This window comes from Cohnella hongkongensis (assembly GCF_042654645.1).
Lineage (GTDB): Bacteria > Bacillota > Bacilli > Paenibacillales > Paenibacillaceae > Cohnella > Cohnella hongkongensis.
In genome coordinates, this window is sequence record NZ_JBHSEP010000002.1 from 45,060 (window position 1) to 62,636 (window position 17,577).

The 17,577-nt window shown below is 60.9% G+C and carries 13 protein-coding genes and 1 pseudogene; 1 reads left to right on the forward strand and 13 read right to left on the reverse strand.

Translation table 11 applies throughout. The features are described from left to right. Nucleotides 1-11: 11 nt before the first annotated feature. The 9 genes and pseudogenes from ACFO3S_RS03575 to nirB form a co-directional block, all read right to left on the reverse strand. The gene (locus tag ACFO3S_RS03575; protein ID WP_378092332.1) at nucleotides 12-980 is read right to left on the reverse strand and encodes an aldo/keto reductase; all 969 of its coding nucleotides are present in this window, start codon (nucleotides 978-980) and stop codon (nucleotides 12-14) included. A gap of 39 nt (nucleotides 981-1,019) precedes the next feature. After that, nucleotides 1,020-1,153: pseudogene (locus ACFO3S_RS03580) on the reverse strand (family 4 glycosyl hydrolase); the annotation flags it as partial. A gap of 17 nt (nucleotides 1,154-1,170) precedes the next feature. Further along, complete coding sequence (gene trpB / locus ACFO3S_RS03585; protein WP_378092335.1) at nucleotides 1,171-2,337, reverse strand: tryptophan synthase subunit beta; 1,167 nt, start codon at nucleotides 2,335-2,337, stop codon at nucleotides 1,171-1,173. A gap of 247 nt (nucleotides 2,338-2,584) precedes the next feature. Then, nucleotides 2,585-4,765: a catalase/peroxidase HPI gene (gene katG / locus ACFO3S_RS03590; RefSeq protein WP_378092338.1), complete on the reverse strand. Its 2,181-nt coding sequence runs from the start codon at nucleotides 4,763-4,765 to the stop codon at nucleotides 2,585-2,587. 261 nt (nucleotides 4,766-5,026) lie between these two features. Continuing rightward, entirely contained in the window at nucleotides 5,027-5,200 is a 174-nt protein-coding gene (locus ACFO3S_RS03595) for a hypothetical protein (protein ID WP_378092340.1), read from the reverse strand. Nucleotides 5,201-5,230: 30 nt separating this feature from the next. Next, entirely contained in the window at nucleotides 5,231-5,692 is a 462-nt protein-coding gene (locus tag ACFO3S_RS03600; protein WP_378092342.1) for a flavodoxin, read from the reverse strand. Between the two features lie 185 nt (nucleotides 5,693-5,877). Further along, nucleotides 5,878-6,114, reverse strand: a complete 237-nt coding sequence (locus ACFO3S_RS03605; protein ID WP_378092344.1) for a hypothetical protein — start codon at nucleotides 6,112-6,114, stop codon at nucleotides 5,878-5,880. A 132-nt stretch (nucleotides 6,115-6,246) separates the two neighbouring features. Continuing rightward, nucleotides 6,247-8,385, reverse strand: a complete 2,139-nt coding sequence (nasC, locus tag ACFO3S_RS03610; protein ID WP_378092346.1) for an assimilatory nitrate reductase catalytic subunit NasC — start codon at nucleotides 8,383-8,385, stop codon at nucleotides 6,247-6,249. Between the two features lie 26 nt (nucleotides 8,386-8,411). Then, nucleotides 8,412-10,469 (reverse strand): nitrite reductase large subunit NirB, encoded by a 2,058-nt coding sequence (gene nirB, locus ACFO3S_RS03615; RefSeq protein ID WP_378092349.1) that lies wholly within the window; start codon nucleotides 10,467-10,469, stop codon nucleotides 8,412-8,414. Nucleotides 10,470-10,881: 412 nt separating this feature from the next. On the opposite strand from nirB, the gene ACFO3S_RS03620 reads away from it, so the two are divergent. After that, nucleotides 10,882-12,111 carry a nitrate/nitrite transporter gene (locus ACFO3S_RS03620; RefSeq protein WP_378092351.1) on the forward strand — a complete coding sequence of 410 codons (1,230 nt, stop codon included), beginning with the start codon at nucleotides 10,882-10,884 and terminating at the stop codon, nucleotides 12,109-12,111. A 141-nt stretch (nucleotides 12,112-12,252) separates the two neighbouring features. Here ACFO3S_RS03620 and ACFO3S_RS03625 read toward each other — a convergent pair whose 3' ends face one another. The 4 genes from ACFO3S_RS03625 to ACFO3S_RS03640 all read right to left on the reverse strand — a co-directional run bounded on the left by ACFO3S_RS03625 (nucleotide 12,253) and on the right by ACFO3S_RS03640 (nucleotide 17,362). Next, nucleotides 12,253-13,632 (reverse strand): alpha-L-fucosidase, encoded by a 1,380-nt coding sequence (locus tag ACFO3S_RS03625; protein ID WP_378092354.1) that lies wholly within the window; start codon nucleotides 13,630-13,632, stop codon nucleotides 12,253-12,255. 12 nt (nucleotides 13,633-13,644) lie between these two features. After that, nucleotides 13,645-15,366, reverse strand: a complete 1,722-nt coding sequence (locus ACFO3S_RS03630) for an ABC transporter substrate-binding protein (RefSeq protein ID WP_378092357.1) — start codon at nucleotides 15,364-15,366, stop codon at nucleotides 13,645-13,647. Nucleotides 15,367-15,478: 112 nt separating this feature from the next. Beyond that, the gene (locus tag ACFO3S_RS03635) at nucleotides 15,479-16,378 is read right to left on the reverse strand and encodes a carbohydrate ABC transporter permease (RefSeq protein ID WP_378092360.1); all 900 of its coding nucleotides are present in this window, start codon (nucleotides 16,376-16,378) and stop codon (nucleotides 15,479-15,481) included. Nucleotides 16,379-16,393: 15 nt separating this feature from the next. Beyond that, a complete protein-coding gene (locus ACFO3S_RS03640) occupies nucleotides 16,394-17,362 on the reverse strand; it encodes an ABC transporter permease (protein ID WP_378092363.1) in 969 nt (322 codons plus the stop codon). Nucleotides 17,363-17,577 lie beyond the last annotated feature (215 nt).

The following is a 17,577-nucleotide window of genomic DNA, read 5'->3' on the forward strand; positions in this document are numbered from 1 at the left end:
CCGGTTATCGACTACTCAATCAGCGAGAGAGCCGCTTCGTCGTCGAGCGGGACGTCTGCAGCGGACAAGCTGTCCAGAAGATGCTCCTTCTTCTTGCTTCCGACGATCGGGAATACCGGGAACGGGTGCGACAGCAAGTAGGCCAGGGCGATCTGCGTCGCGGTGACGCCCAGCTCGCGAGCCAGCCGCTCGGCCCGTTCCAGACGGGCGAAGTTCGTCTCGCTGCAATAGGTGCGAACGACTCCGCTGCCGGGGAAATCCGCCGCCGTATCCCTCCTGTAGCGCCCGCTGAAAAATCCGTTCGCCTGCGAGCTGTACGGAACGGCAGAGATTCCGGTGCGGCGATGCCATTCGACGAATTCCCGGTCCGAGACAACCTGCGTCGGATCCGCAATCGAGCCCGGATTGACCTCCGCCAGATTCCACAGATTCTGCACGGCGACGAAGCCGGCATACCCATGGCTGCGGGCGTATTCGTTCGCCTGCTCGATACGCGGAATCGTCCAGTTCGAACAGCCGTAGTACCGGATCTTGCCCTCTCGGACGAACCGCTCCAGCGTCTCCACGACCGTCTCGACCGGAACGCTCGGATCGTCCCGGTGCAAGTAATACAGGTCGATGTGGTCGGCGCCCAGTCTGCGCAAGCTGCCTTCCAGATCGGCGGTAAGGCTCGCCGGATCGATTCGCGAGATCGTCATGGCGTCGAGACGGGGATGTCCGCCTTTGGTCGCAAGAATAAGCTCGTTCCGGTTGCCCCGCGATTTCATCCACTGTCCGAGAAACCGCTCGCTGCTGCTCGGCTCGATCGGCAGCCAATTGGCGTATACCTCCGCCGTGTCCAGGAAATTCCCGCCTCGATCCGTATAAAGGTTCAGCAGCTCCTCCGACTCCTTGGCCGGAACGGAGCCTCCGAGATCGGCGGTTCCCAGACTGATGACGGAGGCGGCGAGATCGGTGCGAAAAATCGTCCTCCTTTTCATAAACGGCTGCTCCTTTCAAAATAAAACGGGCTCTACACCGGGCACCTCCACGCATGCCTCCTCCGGCAAGTTGGACACCAGGCCCCCGTGTGGAGCGCGTTGCCCGCCATCGAGAACGGCGCGCTCGTCTCCGTCGCTTCCATGGTATAGGAGGCATACTCGTGCGTCCGCTCTGCGCGATCGCCCGGTTTCAGGTTGACTTCAGCATGCCGTACACCTGCTCGACATCCTTGTCGCCCCGGCCCGACAGATTGACGATAAGGATCCGGTCACGGCCCATCGCCGGAGCCAGCTTCTTGGCATGGGCCAGCGCATGCGCGCTCTCCAGCGCCGGGATGATCCCCTCCACGCGGGACAGCTCCCGGAACGCTTCCAGCACCTCCTCGTTCGAGACCGTCGCATATTCCGCCCGCCCCGACACTTTGAGATGGCTGTGCTCCGGTCCGATGCCCGGGTAGTCGAGCCCCGCCGCGATCGAATAGGTTTTCTTGGGCTCGCCCTCCTCGTCCAACAGCACCAGGCACTTGAAGCCGTGAATGATGCTGGGGACGCCCTGCGTCAACGTCGGCGCTTGATCGGGCTCTACGCCGATAAGGCGAACGTCCGGCTCGTCGATGTAGTGGGCGAACGCTCCGATCGCGTTGCTGCCTCCGCCCGCGCAGGCGATGACCGCGTCCGGGAGACGGCCTTCCTTCTCGAGAATCTGCCGCTTCGACTCTTCGCTGATGATCGCCTGGAAATGCTTGACCATCGTCGGGAACGGATGCGGTCCGACCGCGGATCCGAGCAGATAGAACGTGTTTCGGTAGTTGCGAACCAGGTCGCCCAGCGCTTCGTCCACTGCGTCCTTCAAGCGCCCCTGCCCCTTGTGAACCGGAACGACGGTCGCGCCGAGCAGCTCCATCCGGAACACGTTCAGCGCCTGACGGCGCGTATCCTCCGCCCCCATGTAGATGACGCATTCCATATCAAACATCGCGCAGGCCGTCGCCGTAGCGACTCCATGCTGACCGGCTCCGGTCTCGGCGATGATCCGCTTGGCTCCCATTCTCTTGGCGAGCAGAATCTGGCCGATCGCGTTATTGATTTTGTGCGCCCCGGTATGGTTCAGATCCTCGCGCTTGAGATAGATCTTCGCGCCGCCCCAGGCTTCGGACAACCGCTCGGCATACGTGAGCGGACTCTCTCGGCCAACGTACTCGCGAAGATAGTAGCGAAGCTCCTCCTTGAACTCCGGATCGTCTCTAAACCTGTAAAACTGTTCGCTCAAGTAGTTCAACACTTCCTGCAATTCCGGCGGGACGAAGCTTCCTCCGAACTCCCCGAAGTATCCCTCCTGCTGCAGCTGATGGCTCATATGCAAGCGCCTCCATAAATAGGAATGGTAATCTCACTCCCTTATCCTACCATAAATCTTGCAGTCCTTCCCTTTTCATTTTCGCTAATATCGACTCCTTGCTCAGTCCGACCGTCATCTTCCGTCCTCCTTTTTTTCGAACCTTATAACAGGAAAGCAAAGAGCAGTATTCGACAACAAATACCGCTCTTTGCTTTCTATGATCGGATTGCGCCTCCCGGGTTCGAAGCTCCCTCCTCCGGCGGCTTTATTTCAAGTCGAAACGATCCGCGTTCATGATCTTCACCCAAGCGGCGATGAAGTCGCGCACGAACTTCTCTTGGTTGTCTTCTTGGGCGTAGACCTCCGCGATAGCGCGCAGAACGGAGTTCGAGCCGAACACGAGATCCACGATCGTCGCCGTACGCACGACCTCGCCCGTCCTGCGGTCTCGTCCTTCGTATACGCCTTCGTCCGCCGGCTTCCACTGCACGCCCATGTCGAGCAGGTTAACGAAAAAGTCGTTCGTGAGTACGCCTACGCGATCCGTGAACACCCCATGCTTGGTGTCGCCGAAGTTGGTGCCCAGAACGCGCATTCCGCCGACAAGCACGGTCATTTCCGGCGCGGTCAGGTTAAGCAGCTGCGCCTTGTCCACCAGCAGCTCCGCCGGGCTTACGCTGAATGTCTTCTTCTGGTAGTTGCGGAAACCGTCCGCGACCGGCTCCAGCACCGCAAAGCTCTCGACGTCGGTCTGCTCTTGGGACGCGTCGCCGCGTCCGGCCGCAAAGGGGACGGTCACGTCGAAGCCCGCGTCTCTCGCCGCTTTTTCAACGGCGGCGCTGCCGCCGAGGACGATCAAATCGGCCAGGCTGACTTTTTTGTCCAGATCGTCTCGAATGGCTTCCAAGATCGCCAGAACCTTCGCAAGCCGTTTCGGCTGATTGACCTCCCAATCCTTCTGCGGAGCCATACGGATGCGGGCGCCGTTCGCGCCGCCCCGCATATCGGAGCCGCGGAAAGTGCTGGCCGAAGCCCAGGCGGTCGAGACCAGCTCGCCGATCGTCAGTCCGGAATCCAGAATCTTCGTTTTCAAATCCTCGGCTTCCGCGTCCGTTAATTCATAATCTGCGGCAGGAACCGGATCCTGCCAGATCAGCACCTCGTCCGGAACCTCAGGACCCAGATACCTTGCGCGGGGGCCCATGTCGCGATGCGTAAGCTTGAACCAGGCGCGGGCGAACGCGTCCGCAAACTCGTCCGGGTTCTCGTAGAAGCGGCGGGAAATCTTCTCATAGACCGGATCGACGCGTAAGGCCATGTCCGCGGTGGTCATGATCGTCGGAACGCGTATGGACGGATCCTCCGCATCCGGCGCAAGATGCTCCACGGCCGGATTGACAGGCGCCCACTGATGCGCCCCTGCCGGGCTCTTCGTCAGCTTCCACTCGTAACCGAACAACAGCTCGAAGTATCCGTTGTCCCACTTCGTCGGGTTCGCGGTCCAAGCTCCTTCGATCCCGCTGGTGATCGTGTCGCGGCCTTTGCCCGAGCCGTGCGTGCTCAGCCATCCTAAGCCTTGCGCTTCTACGGCCGCCGCCTCCGGCTCCGCCCCGACGTGAGCGGCGTCTCCCGCGCCGTGAGCTTTGCCGAACGTATGCCCGCCGGCTACGAGCGCCACCGTTTCTTCGTCGTTCATTCCCATCCGCTTGAACGTTTCGCGGATGTCGCGGGCGCTCGCGAGCGGATCCGGGGTTCCGTTCGGGCCTTCCGGATTCACGTAGATCAGGCCCATCTGAACGGCGGCAAGCGGATTCTCGAGCTGGCGATCGCCGGTGTAGCGTTGATCCCCCAGCCATTCCGTCTCGGCGCCCCAGTAGATGTCTTCTTCCGGATGCCATACGTCCTCGCGTCCGCCGCCGAAGCCGAACGTTTTGCCGCCCATCGATTCGATCGCGACGTTGCCCGCAAGTATTAACAAGTCGGCCCAGGAGATCTTATTGCCGTACTTCTGCTTGATCGGCCACAGCAGACGGCGGGCTTTATCCAGATTGCCGTTGTCCGGCCAGCTGTTCAGAGGAGCAAATCGCTGCGTGCCGGTCCCGGCCCCGCCGCGGCCGTCTCCCGTGCGGTAGGTTCCCGCAGAGTGCCAGGCCATGCGTATAAAGAGCGGTCCGTAATGTCCGTAGTCGGCCGGCCACCAATCCTGACTGTCGGTCATCAGATTGCGAAGATCCTGCTTGAGCGCATGGTAGTCCAATTTACCGAACTCTTCCGCGTAATTAAACTGTTCGTCCATAGGGTTCGACTTGCGGTCATGCTGGTGAAGAATGTTCAAGTTCAACTGATTCGGCCACCAATTCCTGTTGGTCGTTCCGCCGGATCTGTAGCTTGCTGCGCTTCCATGATGCACCGGACACTTGCCGGCTCCCGCACTCACCGTATCCATTCCCGTCACCCCTAAAATATAATGAATTTCAAATGATAATCATTCTAATTTAGTTATAAGGCTAGGCGGGAAGGAAAGCAACCCTAAATTTTTGAGGAACCGCTGCCGGCGATCGCAGTCAGAAGCAGGGGCGAACTCCAGCCCCTCCGGCCGGCCGCCGCGCAAGCTGCGGGCCAGCCGTCCTACCGGCAGCGAGACTTTCGATTTCGTACAGAAAAAAACGGAGCCATCCGCCGGGATGCTCCGATTCATGAAGCTCGTTTACTCGTCCTGGTCTCCCGCTCCGCCGATCGGGCGGGACAGCAGCTGCAGCAGCGAGACGGGGACGTCGACCGCCGCAGGTCCGCTCTCCTGCCCGCCGACGTCGTCCGCCTCTGCGCCTTCCCGTTCTTGTCCTTCTTGCACGGATTGATATATTCGATACAATAGTCCCATGAATCGGTCCTCCCTGTCTTTGAATCGCTGCTAGAATGGGGCCGCTCCGTTCCCGACGAGCCGGACGAACGCGCTCCCGAACCTCCTGCAGGCTTCCGCGTCGGCTGCGGACGGGGACAGTTCGATCTTCAGGCCCGGCAGAACGATGTCCGCCCCGGACATCTTCAGCCTGTCGGCCAACAGGTCGACCGCCGCTCCGTACGCCGGATAGCTTGAATCGCCCGAGCCGAACACCGCCGCTTTGCGGCCGGTCAGCTTGAGGTCGGCCATCTCATCGCAGAAATCGAGGAACTCGTCGGGCAGTTCTCCGTCTCCCCACGTATAAGCTCCGAGCAGCACGCCGTCGTATCGTTCCAGCTCCGAGGCGCTCGCGTCCAGAACCGATTTGACCGCTACGCTGGCGCCTTCCGATCGGATGCCCGAAGCGATCGCGTCGGCCATCTCCTCCGTATTGCCCGTCAAGCTCGCATAGATCAGAACGATGTCCGCCAAATCCGCCGCCTCCTCTCTTATCGCTGCCGAGCGCAAGCGCATCGGAGAACCGTTCATTGCGGGTTACCCGTTATCATATTAATTGATAATGATTCTCATTGTCAATAAGAAAAAAAGATACGCGTGCTCATGCCAAAAACCCCGCACCTGGGAATGCGAGGTTTTCGAAGGGCCGAACGACGTCTTCAGATCAGGAAAATGGCCAGCAGCGTAAACAGCGATAAGGCCAATATGCCGGCGCCGTAGCCTGGACCGAAGCCGGGGCCGAACCATCCCGAGATCCGCACGCCGCCCGAAGTTCTGAGATAAACATTTTCCCGGTCCACGTCCACGATCACGCCCTCGTAGCACGCCCCGCAATTCGTCTGCACCCTAACCCTGCGGTTCATATAGCTCCTGCAGACATGATACATTTCCTCCATGCCTTACGCCTCCTAGTTGAATAGTCCTCACACTCCTCTATAGCGTATGAGAGACATTCAACCGGAGATTGGACAGCGGCAGGAATGTGCTCGTGCCGGGTCGGAGCCTTCATTGCTTCCCGGCGCGGCGGTTCAACGAAGGGCCGGGCCGTAAGGCTCGACGCGGACGGCGCTCACCTTGAAGTCCGGCATGCGGCAGATCGGGTCGAGCGCCGGGTTCGTCAAGCGATTGACATTCTGCACGCCGCCCCAGTGCATCGGGATGAACACCGTATCCTCGCGCACGTCTCCGGTCACCCGGCTGCGCACGATTACGGCTCCTCTGCGGGAGGTGACCTGCACGAGCATCCCGTCGGCAATTCGGTGCTTCCGCGCCGTGCGGGGATGGATCTCCATCACGTTCTCGATCTCCCGGGCCGTCAAGGCGGGACTTCTGCGCGTCTGAACTCCGGTCAGGTAGTGGGCCAGCAGCCGGCCGTTCGTCATCAGCAGAGGGTACTCGCGATCCGCTTCCTCCTCCGGAGGACGGTGGTTCACGACGGCGAACGCGGCCCGTCCGTCCTCGTGCGCGAAGCTCTGCTCGAACAGCCGCTTCGTCCCCGGGTGGTCCGGCGACGGGCAGGGCCAGTAGACGCCCTCCTCTCGTCTCAGCCGCTCGTAGGTGATGCCGTAGTAGTCGGCCGCGCCGCCCCGGCTCGCCTCCCGAAGCTCGTCGAAGATCTGCTCCGGCCCGTGGAACGTGAACTTGTCTCCGCACCCCAGAGCGTCGGCCAGCTCGCACAGAATCCGCCAATCGTGCCGGGCTTCGCCCGGCGCGGGGCGAACGGCCTCTCTCAGCAGCACCCGGCCTTCCAGATTGGTCATCGTCCCGGCGTTCTCCATATAAGACGTCACCGGGAGCACGAGATCGGCCAGCTTGGCGGTCTCCGACAGGAACATGTCCGCCACCGCCAGGAAATCCAGACCGGCCAGCCCTTCCTCGACCATGTCCGCGTTCGGATTGGACACGATCGGGTTGGAGCCCATAATCAGCAGCGCGCGAATCTGCTTGTCGCGAACAAGCTCCATCATCTCGTACGCCGATACGCCCTTACCCGGCAAATCCGCCGGGTCGATCCCCCACACCCCGGCGACGTACTCGCGGTCTCGCGGATTCTCGATGAGCCGATAGCCCGGAAGCTGATCGGCCTTCTGACCGTGCTCCCGTCCGCCCTGTCCGTTGCCCTGTCCGGTAACGGCGCCGTAACCGCAGCCTTCCCGCCCGATCTTCCCCGTCGCCAATATCAGGTTGAGAAAATTGCGCACCGCCATATGGCCGTCGCTGTGCTGCTCGACCCCTCGCGCCGTGAAGATCATGCCCGTCCTCGCCCGGCCGTAGGCGACTGCCGCCCGCCGAATGTCCGCAACAGCGACGCCCGTCAACGCGGCGATCTGCTCCAGATCGAGCTTCTCGGCATGCTCCCGCAGCTCCTGGAAGCCCGTCGTTCGTTCTCGGATGAACGCCTCGTCCGCCAAGCCTTCGGCCAGGATAACTTTCAGCAAGCCGTTGGCCAGCGCCGCGTCGGTTCCCGGTCTAACCTGCAGATGCAGATCCGCCAGCGCGGACGTACCCGTCGCGCGCGGGTCGACGACCACGATGTACGCGCCATTCTCCTTGGCCTTCGTGAAGTACGGCATTAGCGTCGGTTGACATTCCGCGATGTTCGTTCCGGCGAGAATAAGGCATTCGGCTTGCGGGATCTCCGACAGGCGATTCGTCAGGCCCCGGTCGATGCCGAACGTCTTCACGCCGGCCGAAGCGGCGGCGGACATGCAGAAGCGCCCGTTGTAGTCGATATAACGGGTCCGCAGGGCCACCCTGGCGAACTTTCCGAGCAGATAGGCAGACTCGTTCGTCAGCGACCCGCCGCCGTAGACGCCGACGGCGTCGTTGCCGTACGTCCGGCGAACGGCAGACAGTCGTTCCTTCAAAACCCGGTACGCCTCCTCCCAAGTAATGCGGACGAACTCCCCGTCCGATTTCAAGAGCGGTTCGCGCAGCCGCTCCCGGCTTACCGCGTGCTGGTGAGCGTTCTTGCCCTTCACGCACAGCCGGCCCTCGGATGCGGCGTTAGGCGCTCCTTCTGCCCGATAAACCTTCCGGCTTCCGTAAAGGCTCGCGACCTCTTCGACCGTCATCTTGCACTGCACGCTGCAGTAAGGGCATTGCGTCAGCATGTTCCCGATCCCCGCAGCCGGCATCCGCTCTTTCCGCTCCGTTCCGGTTTCCATTTTCGCTCCTCCTCCCTCGCTGCCGGCTAGGCGATTTCCGCCGCGCCGCGCTGCGGCAGTCGTCCGTTCAGCCAATATTCCCGACCGTCCGGATCGAGTGCCGTCTCCCGAATCGCCGTCAGTCCATACCGCTGCAGCCACCGCCATACCGGCTCACCGTAGAACGCGTTAGCCCTGTAGCCGTGAAGGCAGGCGGCGACCATCTCCAGCGCTTCGTCCTCCGTCGACGCGACGGCGATCAGCTGCGCTTGCTTCACCGGTCGACCGGCGCAGCCTCCCGCATAGATTTCCCAGCCTGCCGGCGCCGGCGCCACGCCGAAATCCCGCACGAGAAGACCGGTGCCTTCGGCTCCGGAGACGACGGCGACATGGACGGCGCTAGGCATGAGCAGCGCCTGCAGCCTTCGCTCCAGCTCGGCGCCGATGCGGGCGACAGCGTCCGCTCCGCCGGCCTCGACGTGCAGCCTGGCCGAATGGCCGTTCCCTTCTTCGATCTGGCCCATGTAATACCCGATCGCCCCTCGGCACAGCGCGCAGCCCTCGGACGGCTTCCAGCCCAGCTTCGTCATCGCCTGGCCGATCGAAGCGAACCCTCCTTCCGCGATCGCTGTCTTTACCGCTTCGTGTCCCAGCTCCGTACAGCCGCAGATCGCCGGCTCTCGCTCCGGCTCGCTGTCCGCTCCGCCGAGCGCAAGCTGCAGAATCGCCGCCACCATCGGCTTGCAGCCTCCGCAGGAGCCGGCCGCCTTCGTCCGGTCCCTGAGCTGTTCGACCGTCCGCAGACCGCCTTCCCGGACTGCCGTCACCAGAGTCCCCTTGCTGACTCCGTTGCATTGGCAGACCGTCTCCTGCTCCGACATCGCCGATGCGGCTTCCGACGGACCGCCTTCCGCCGACCGGGCTCCGGAACGCTCCAAAGCGGACACTTCTGCTCCGCGCCGCAGCAAGCTCAGCAGCGAGCCGCTCTCGTTCACATCGCCGAACAGAATCGCGCCGGACACTTTGCCATTCCTCGCCGTCACCTTCTTGTACGTCCTTCCGATCCCGTCGTACAGCTGTAGAACGGTGACCTCCTCCGCTTCGTTCACATGGCCCGCCGAGAACACGTCGACGCCCGACACCTTCAGCTGAGCGTAAGGCACGGAGCCGCGATAGGGCTCCGTCTCGCGTCCGCACAGCACCTTCGCCAGCACCTTGCCCTGTTCGTAGAGCGGGGCGACGAGTCCGTACACCGTGCCTTCGTGTTCGGCGCACTCTCCGACCGCATAGACGCCCGGAACGTTCGTCTCCATATAATCGTCGACGACGAACGCCCGGTTCGTCCACAGGCCTCCGGACTTCGCCAACTCCACGTTCGGACGGATGCCGACGGCCATGACGATCAGATCCGCCTGCAGCCTGGCGCCGTCGGAGAAGCCGATTCCCTCCGCCCGCTTTCGCCCGAGGATTTTCTCCGCCGCTTTCCCGAAGAGAAACCGCATCCCCTGCTCCTCCAGCTCCGAACGAAGCAGCTCCGACGACATCGCGTCCAGCTGCCGATTCATGAGATAAGCCGCGTTGTGGACGACGGTCACGTCCATTCCGAGGTTAAGCAGCCCGCGCGCCGCCTCCAGCCCGAGCAAGCCCCCTCCGATGACGGCCGCTTTGCGGTAGGATGCGGCGGCCTCCATCATCCGCCGGCAATCGTCCACGCTGCGAAAGCCGATGACCCCCGGTTTCCCGACGCCGGGAAGAGGCGGGATGAAGGCGGAGGAGCCCGTGGCCAGAATCAGCCGATCGTACTCCGCGACTCTTCCCTCGGCCGTCGTCACCCGGCGGGCCTCCGTATCGATCCGAATAACGGGATGGCCTGCGTATAGGCGGATTCCTCGCTCCGCATACCAGTCCCAATCATGCGTCACGATATCTTGCAAGGAGGCGTCTCCTTGCAGCACTTGGGATAACATAATGCGATTGTAATTCGGGCGGGGCTCGCTTCCGAATATCGTTATCTCATACAAATCCCGCTCCAGCGCGCATATTTCTTCCACGCACCTGACGCCAGCCATGCCGTTTCCGACCATCACGAGCTTCGGTCTGCTCACGGGGCACGCCAACTCCTTCCTTGGCAAAAAACGCAAAAAGCCCATCCCCCTGCTGAAGGGAGCGGGCATCGTCGCCGGTTTCGGCACGCCGTTGTGCCGGATTGCTCAATCCATACTATCAGCTTAATGAGATCCGCACTTTATGTCAAGTATCATTACGCATATCACCTCTATCCGTTTCAAATTACGCTAACACGAAAAATTATGTTATGTTTATTGACACTAACCTTCCGTTTTTCTATAATTTGAATCGGGTTCACAATGTCGTGACCGAAAGACTTTCCGGCGTGCACAAAGAGGTGGCGCCTTACGGCAACGAGGCCGCAGCGATTCCCTTCGGGGAAGGTTGCGGCCTTTTTCGCGCAGTCGCATGCAAAGCGCCCATTGGCAAACCTAAGGAGCGGTGATATCGATGGAAAACAAAAGTTTCTGGCAAAGCGGTCATAAACCTTCTTTATTCAGCGCGTTTATGTACTTCGACATGAGCTTCATGGTCTGGGTGCTGATCGGACCGCTCAGCGTCATCATCATGCAGGATTATCCGATGGATCCGGTCCAGAAGGCAAATCTCGTCGCGCTCCCCGTTCTGGGAGGCTCGATTCTTCGGCTCGTCTTCGGCTTCCTCACCGATTATATCGGACCGAAGAGAACCGGCCAGCTCGGCCTGCTTCTGACCACGGTTCCGCTCGTCTGGGGCTGGCAGTTCGTCCGCTCCCTCGACGATCTGTACATCGTCGCCCTGCTGCTCGGCGTCGCCGGGGCGTCTTTCGCCGCCGCCCTGCCGCTGGCCAGCCAGTGGTATCCGAAGCAGCACCAGGGACTCGCCATGGGCATAGCGGGAGCCGGCAACAGCGGAACGGTGTTCTCCACGCTGTTCGCCAACCGCCTCGCCGAGCATTACGGCAGCTGGGAGGTCGTGTTCGGACTCGCCCTCATCCCGATCGTCGCCGTCCTGGTCGGGTTCACGATCTTCGCCAAGGACAGCCCGGATCGGCCCGCGCCCAAGAAGCTGTCGCAATATGCGGGCATCCTGAAGCAGCGCGACACCTGGCTGTTCTGCGTCCTGTACGGCGTAACCTTCGGCGGCTTCGTCGGCATGTCCAATTATTTAACCATCTTCTTCAACACCCAATACGGCCTGTCTGCCGTCCGGGCCGCGGACTTCACGACGATCTGCGTCATCGCGGGAAGCTTCTTCCGGCCGATCGGCGGCTATCTCTCCGACCGGCTCGGCGGGGTGCGCATGCTTTCCATCCTGTATGCCGGAGCGTTCGCCATGTTCGCCTTCGTCTCCACGCTTCCTTCTCTCACTCTGGTGATCGTCTTCTTGTTCGCCGGCATGATGTGTCTTGGCGCAGGCAACGGCTCGGTGTTCCAGCTCGTCCCCCAGCGCTTCGGAGGCGAGATCGGCCTCGTCACCGGCATCGTCGGAGCGGCCGGAGGACTCGGCGGCTACGCGCTCCCGCTTCTGCTCGGCGGCCTGTACCAATCTTCGGGCTCCTACACTCCCGGCTTTCTCGGCATCGGGGGCGTCGCGCTCGCTTGCGTCGCCTTGCTGCTCGTCGCGCAAGGCTCCTGGAAGCGCACGTGGAATGCCAGAGGCGCCGCGGCCAAAGTCGAAGACGTCGGCCAGGCGACTTGACGGCAGAGACTTTCCCGTAGAGCCTGGCGAGCAGCAAATCCAATCATCGCTTTACAAGTACAAGGGGATGTATCTTCTTCCGATTCGCTCTCCGGAAGGTACATCCCCCTGCCTTAACTCAGCATTTATTTCTGGCACACCCTACCGAGTCCGTATTCGAATCGCATGGACGATCGGCGTCTCCCCCGAGTCGAATCCGTCGGGCAGACGAACCTTGATCCCCTCGCCGCAGCGCTCCAACGCCAATCCGCGATTCGTGCCGAGCTCCTCCGCGCCGACCGCTTCCCGCGCATACGGTATGACCAACTCGGCCGCAGCCGGCTCCTTTTCATCCCGGTAAAGCCTGTAGGCATAGACGTTGTCGCCCTTGCTCGTAAACGCCCACTCCCCTGTGAAATAAGGCTCGCACATCCGCGTGCCGTATATGCCTTCGCCGTACTTCTCCAGCCATGCGCCCAGCTCCCTCATCCGCCGGATCGCCCCTTCCGGGAGCCGTCCGTCCGGCTGCGGGCCGACGTTAAGGGCAAGATTGCCGCCCTTGGCGACGATCTCCAGCAGCATATGGACCAGCCGCCGGGTCGATTTGTATTCGTCCTCGTAGCGGAAGGAGAACGACGTGCCCATCGTGATGCAGCTCTCCCACGGAATGTTCATCGGACAATCCGGAATCGACTGCTCCGGCGTGACGATGTTCTCGTAAGGCCCGCCCACCGTGCGGTCGGCGGCCAGCAGCCAAGGCTGCGCCCGCCGAGCGCGGTCCACGAGTTCGCCCAGGCGAATGTCTTGATTCACTCGCCCGCCGGAGCGAACCCATCCGGCGTCCAGCCACAGCACGTCGATGCGGCCGTAGCGGGTGAGCAGTTCTTCCAATTGATCGTGGGTAAACTTCACGAACCGCTCCCACAGCCACGGATATTCGGCCGGATCGTACGACGGTCCGCGCCACATCGTCCGCCCGCGGGCATGGTCCGGAGTCCAATAATACGGCGTGTGCCAGTCCGCCTTCGAGAAGTAGGCGGCAATGGCCAGCCCCTCGTCGCGGAAGGCGTCGAACAGCTCCCGGCAAATGTCGGCATGCTTGTGCGTATGGAACGGGCAGTCCGGCCCCGTGACGCGGTAGTCGGTCGTATGCGTATCCCACATGCAGAACCCGTCGTGATGCTTCGTCGTGAACAGCAAATACTTAAAGCCCGAATCCGCCGCCAGCTTCGCCCAAGCCCGGGGCTGAAGCCGAATCGGATTAAACGTCCGGTTCAGCCCGAAATATTCGCGCTTGAACTGCTCCCCGTCCGTCACCCAATCGATCCTTTCCCTCGACCAGTCGGCGTCTTCGTCGCTGAGCGCCCAAGATTCGACAATGCCGAGCTGCGAATAAGGTCCCCAATGCATCATCAAGCCGAGCTTCTGATCCTTGAACCATTCCAGCCTCTCGAGCAGCAGCGGGTCTTCCGGCTTCACCCACTCCTCTTCCTTGCTGAAATGATGGACTCCCGCCTCTGCAACCTGCTCTTCGCCGGCCATCCTCATCGTCTCCTAGCGAACGGCAATCGCGTTCTGATGGATTTCGATATACTTCTCGATCTGCAAGCCGTCGAACCCTTTGACATAAGCGTCCCAATCTTTGTCGATGTCCTTGCTGCCCGTAATGAACTGGGCCATGTTGCTCTTGATGTAGTCGCGAATCGTCGTCCTGAGCTGTGCGGCGATCTCCGTATCCTCCAGCGCGATGAACACGCTGCTCGGATACAGCTCGTCGGTGGCGTACGGCTCGTATTTCTCCGACTCCCGCTTCAGCCTGACCTCGTATGCGCCCTCGGCGAGCGGATCCTGGGGGGCCATCCACGAATCCCGGTACGGGTACGTGCGCAGCGACGGACCGATCTGCTCCCAGCCGTCGTTGTGCGTCGTCTTCTCGGCAGCCTTCGGAATAAAGGCGTACTTCGCCTGCTTGCCGTCCATGCCCAGCTCGCCTTCCTCCGCCTTGCGCCAGCTATTGCCTTCCGGCCCGTGCTCCTGCAGGACGATCGCCTCCTCGGTGAACAGGAAGTCGACCAGCCGAATGGCGGCAATCTGCTGCTCCTGCGTCGCCTTGTTCGTCAGCGCGAACTGCGACCGGCTGACGCCCGCGAAGTTAAGCGACTGCTGCAGGCCGTTCGGCCCTTTCAGCGGCGGCAGCGTGACGTAGTCCTTATGCCGCGGATGCTTGTCGTCCGGCGATATGGCGTAGCTGATCAGGGCGGTCGTGATCGCGCCCAAAATGTTGTCCGGCTCGCGGTTGCCGACCTGCTGAATCGCGTCGGCGTTCTGCGTGAAGGCGGCGGGATCGATCAGCCCTTCCTTGTACAGCTTGTTGAGGTACTGAAGCCCTTGCTTCCATTCCTCCTTGTTGGCGGCCAGGTCGACCTTGCCGTCCCGCACGAAGAGGAAGCTGCCGCTGTCCTTGTCCACGTAGTCGTCGGTGATGAACGCGTTCATCAGAAACGCCGCGATGTTGCCGGCCCACATCTCGTCGGAGCCGGTGAGCGGAATTTCGTCCTTCTTGCCGTTGTTGTTCGGGTCGCGCTCCTTAAACGCCTTAAGCACTTCGTAAAATTCGTCCGTCGTCGTCGGCATCTGCAGTCCGAGCTGATCCAGCCACGCCTTGTTGATCCACAGCTTCATCGCGTAGTTGCAGTGGTAGCATTCGTTGATCTGCGGCAGCGCGTAGATGTTGCCGTCCGGCGCGGTGATCGAGCCTTTCAGGTACGGCAGGTCCTCGATCGCCTTCTTGATGTTCGGGGCGTACTGCTCGATCAGATCGTTCAAGGGCAGGAATACGCCCTGCTTGCCGTATTTCATCTGCTCGTCTTTCGTCAGGTTGCCGTGCAGAATGACCTCCGGATAGTCGCCGCTCGCCAGCATGAGCTGCTTCCGGTCGTTCAGCGCGTTGTCCGGCACCAGATCCCACTCGATGTTGATGTTCGTTTTCTCTTCGACATACTTCGTATACGTGTTCGTGTCCATATTCTCAATGCTGGCATACTGCGGCGCGAACATCTTTAGCGTCATCGGCTTGGTCACGATCGGATACGTCCCGACCGGCGTGAACAGCTCGTCTTGGGCCGACGGCTCGGACGCGCTCGCTTGCGGAGATGGGCTCGAACTGCCGGCCGGCGCGGAGGGATTGCCCGACTTGCTGCTGCATGCGCCTAGAATAAACGTGCAAAAAAGCAGGAATGCCGTTACGTAAGCGATTCGACGATGGACTCCGTTCATGCGGATGACTCCTCCTCTACCTCTACTTAATGGTCGTGCTCTAACGCACTTGCGACGCCAACAAGCCGCAGCCCTCTGTTCCGGCCTCACCTCCTTTGCGGCGCCGGGTCCGTCAGCCTTTGAGCGAACCGATCATGACGCCTTTGACGAAATATTTTTGCACGAACGGGTAGATGATCAATACGGGCAGGCTGGCCACGACGATCAGCGAATATTTCAGCAAATCCTTCAGCCCCTGCTGCGCCAGCAAAATGTCCACGTTCGACACCATCGACGGATCGATCGTATTCAGAATGAGGATGTTGCGCAGGACGATTTGCAGCGGAAACAAGTCGGCCGAGCGGAGAAAAATGAGCGCATCGAAGTAGGCGTTCCAGTGTCCGACGGCGTACATCAGCGACATGACGGCGAGAATCGGCTTCGACAGCGGCAGGACGATGCGGAGAATGAAGCGGATATCGTTGCACCCGTCCAGCTCGGCCGCTTCCGCCAGCTCGTCCGGAATCGTCGTCTGGAAGAAGGTTCGGGCCACGATGACCTGAAACACCGCCAGCGCCCCCGGCAATAGCATCGCCCATCTCGTATCGAGCAGATGCAGATTTTTGACGAGCAAGTAGTACGGAATGAGCCCGCCCTCGAAAATCATCGTGATGATCAGCAGCACCATGATGACATTTCGTCCGTAGAACGTTTTTCGAGCCAGCGGGTAAGCCAGCATGACCGTCATGGCGACGTTGATCGACGTGCCGGCGACCGCATAGATCAGCGAGTTCATATACCCTGTGCCGATCTGCGGATTGCGGAACACGGCCGTATAGCCGTCCAGCGTGAACTCGACCGGGAACAGCCACACCTTTCCGGAGACGACGGCCTGGGGCGAGCTGAAGGAAGAGCTGACGATGTACAGGAGCGGCAGCAAAATAACGAGCAGCACAAGCGTCAGCAGCGCATAAATTCCGAACACGAACAAACGGTCGCCCTGCGATTCGCGAATCCGGGATGATCTGAACACCGTTCTCCCTCCCCGTTACCATAGACTGGTGCTCGATAGCCTTCTTGCCAAATAGTTGACGGATACGAGCAGGATCAGATTGATGACCGAATTGAAAAAGCCGATCGCCGTCGAGAAGCTGAAGCTGGAGCTGAGCAGCCCCACCTTGTACACGTAGGTCGAGATGACTTCGGACGTCTGCAGGTTCAGCGGGTTCTGCATAAGGTACACCTTCTCGAAGCCGAGCTTCATGACGTTGCCGAGGTTCAGAATGAGCAGAATCGTCGTTACGGGAATGAGGCTCGGGATGTCGATGTTGACGATTTTCTGAATCCGCGACGCGCCGTCGACCTTGGCCGATTCGTAGAGCTCGGGATTGACGCCCGCCAGCGCCGCGATGTAGATAATCGCCCCGTAGCCCGTATACTGCCACACGTCGGACCAGACGTAGATCGACTTGAACAGGCCCGGCATGCCCATGAAGTTCGTGTTTTCGACGCCCATCCATTGAAAAAGCTTGCTGACGATGCCCACGTTCGGGGACAGCGTCAGGATGAGGATCGACACCATGATGACGGTCGAGATGAAGTACGGCGCGTAGGTGACGAGCTGCACGCTTTTCTTGAACAGGCCGTTGCGCACCTCGTTCAGCGCCAGAGCGAGCAGAATCGGCGCCGGGAACCCGACGGCCAGACCGTACAGGCTGATCCCGAGCGTATTGTTGATGTACAGCCAGAAGTTGGGGGATTCGAAAAACTGGTTGAAGTATTTGAATCCCGCCCAAGGACTGCCCCAGATGCCTTGAACGACGTTGTAATCCTTAAAGGCGATCAAAATGCCGGCCATCGGAACGTACTTGAACGTGATCAAATAAATCATCGGCAGCGCGATGACCGCGTACAGCTGCCAGTGACGCCTGATTTTTTTGTATGCGGATTTGCGGGCGGGTCTTCCTCTCCCCGGAAGCCGGGAGGCTGCGATCGATTGCTCCGTTAGGCTGGTCATGCACGTTGCTCCTTCCCCTGTCGAGTCGGCGGTTGCTTAGTGCCATTCTAGGCGGCTGCCGGCGAGAGCGGCAAGCAACAATAATCGAGGGCCGAACGATTTTCGCCGCGCCGCAAGCCAAAAAGCCTTCGGCGTCCCCGGGACGGTGAAGGCGGTTTGTCGGAGACGGTTCAGATAAGGAAGCGGATTTAGTCCTTTCTGAATCGTGCATGCAA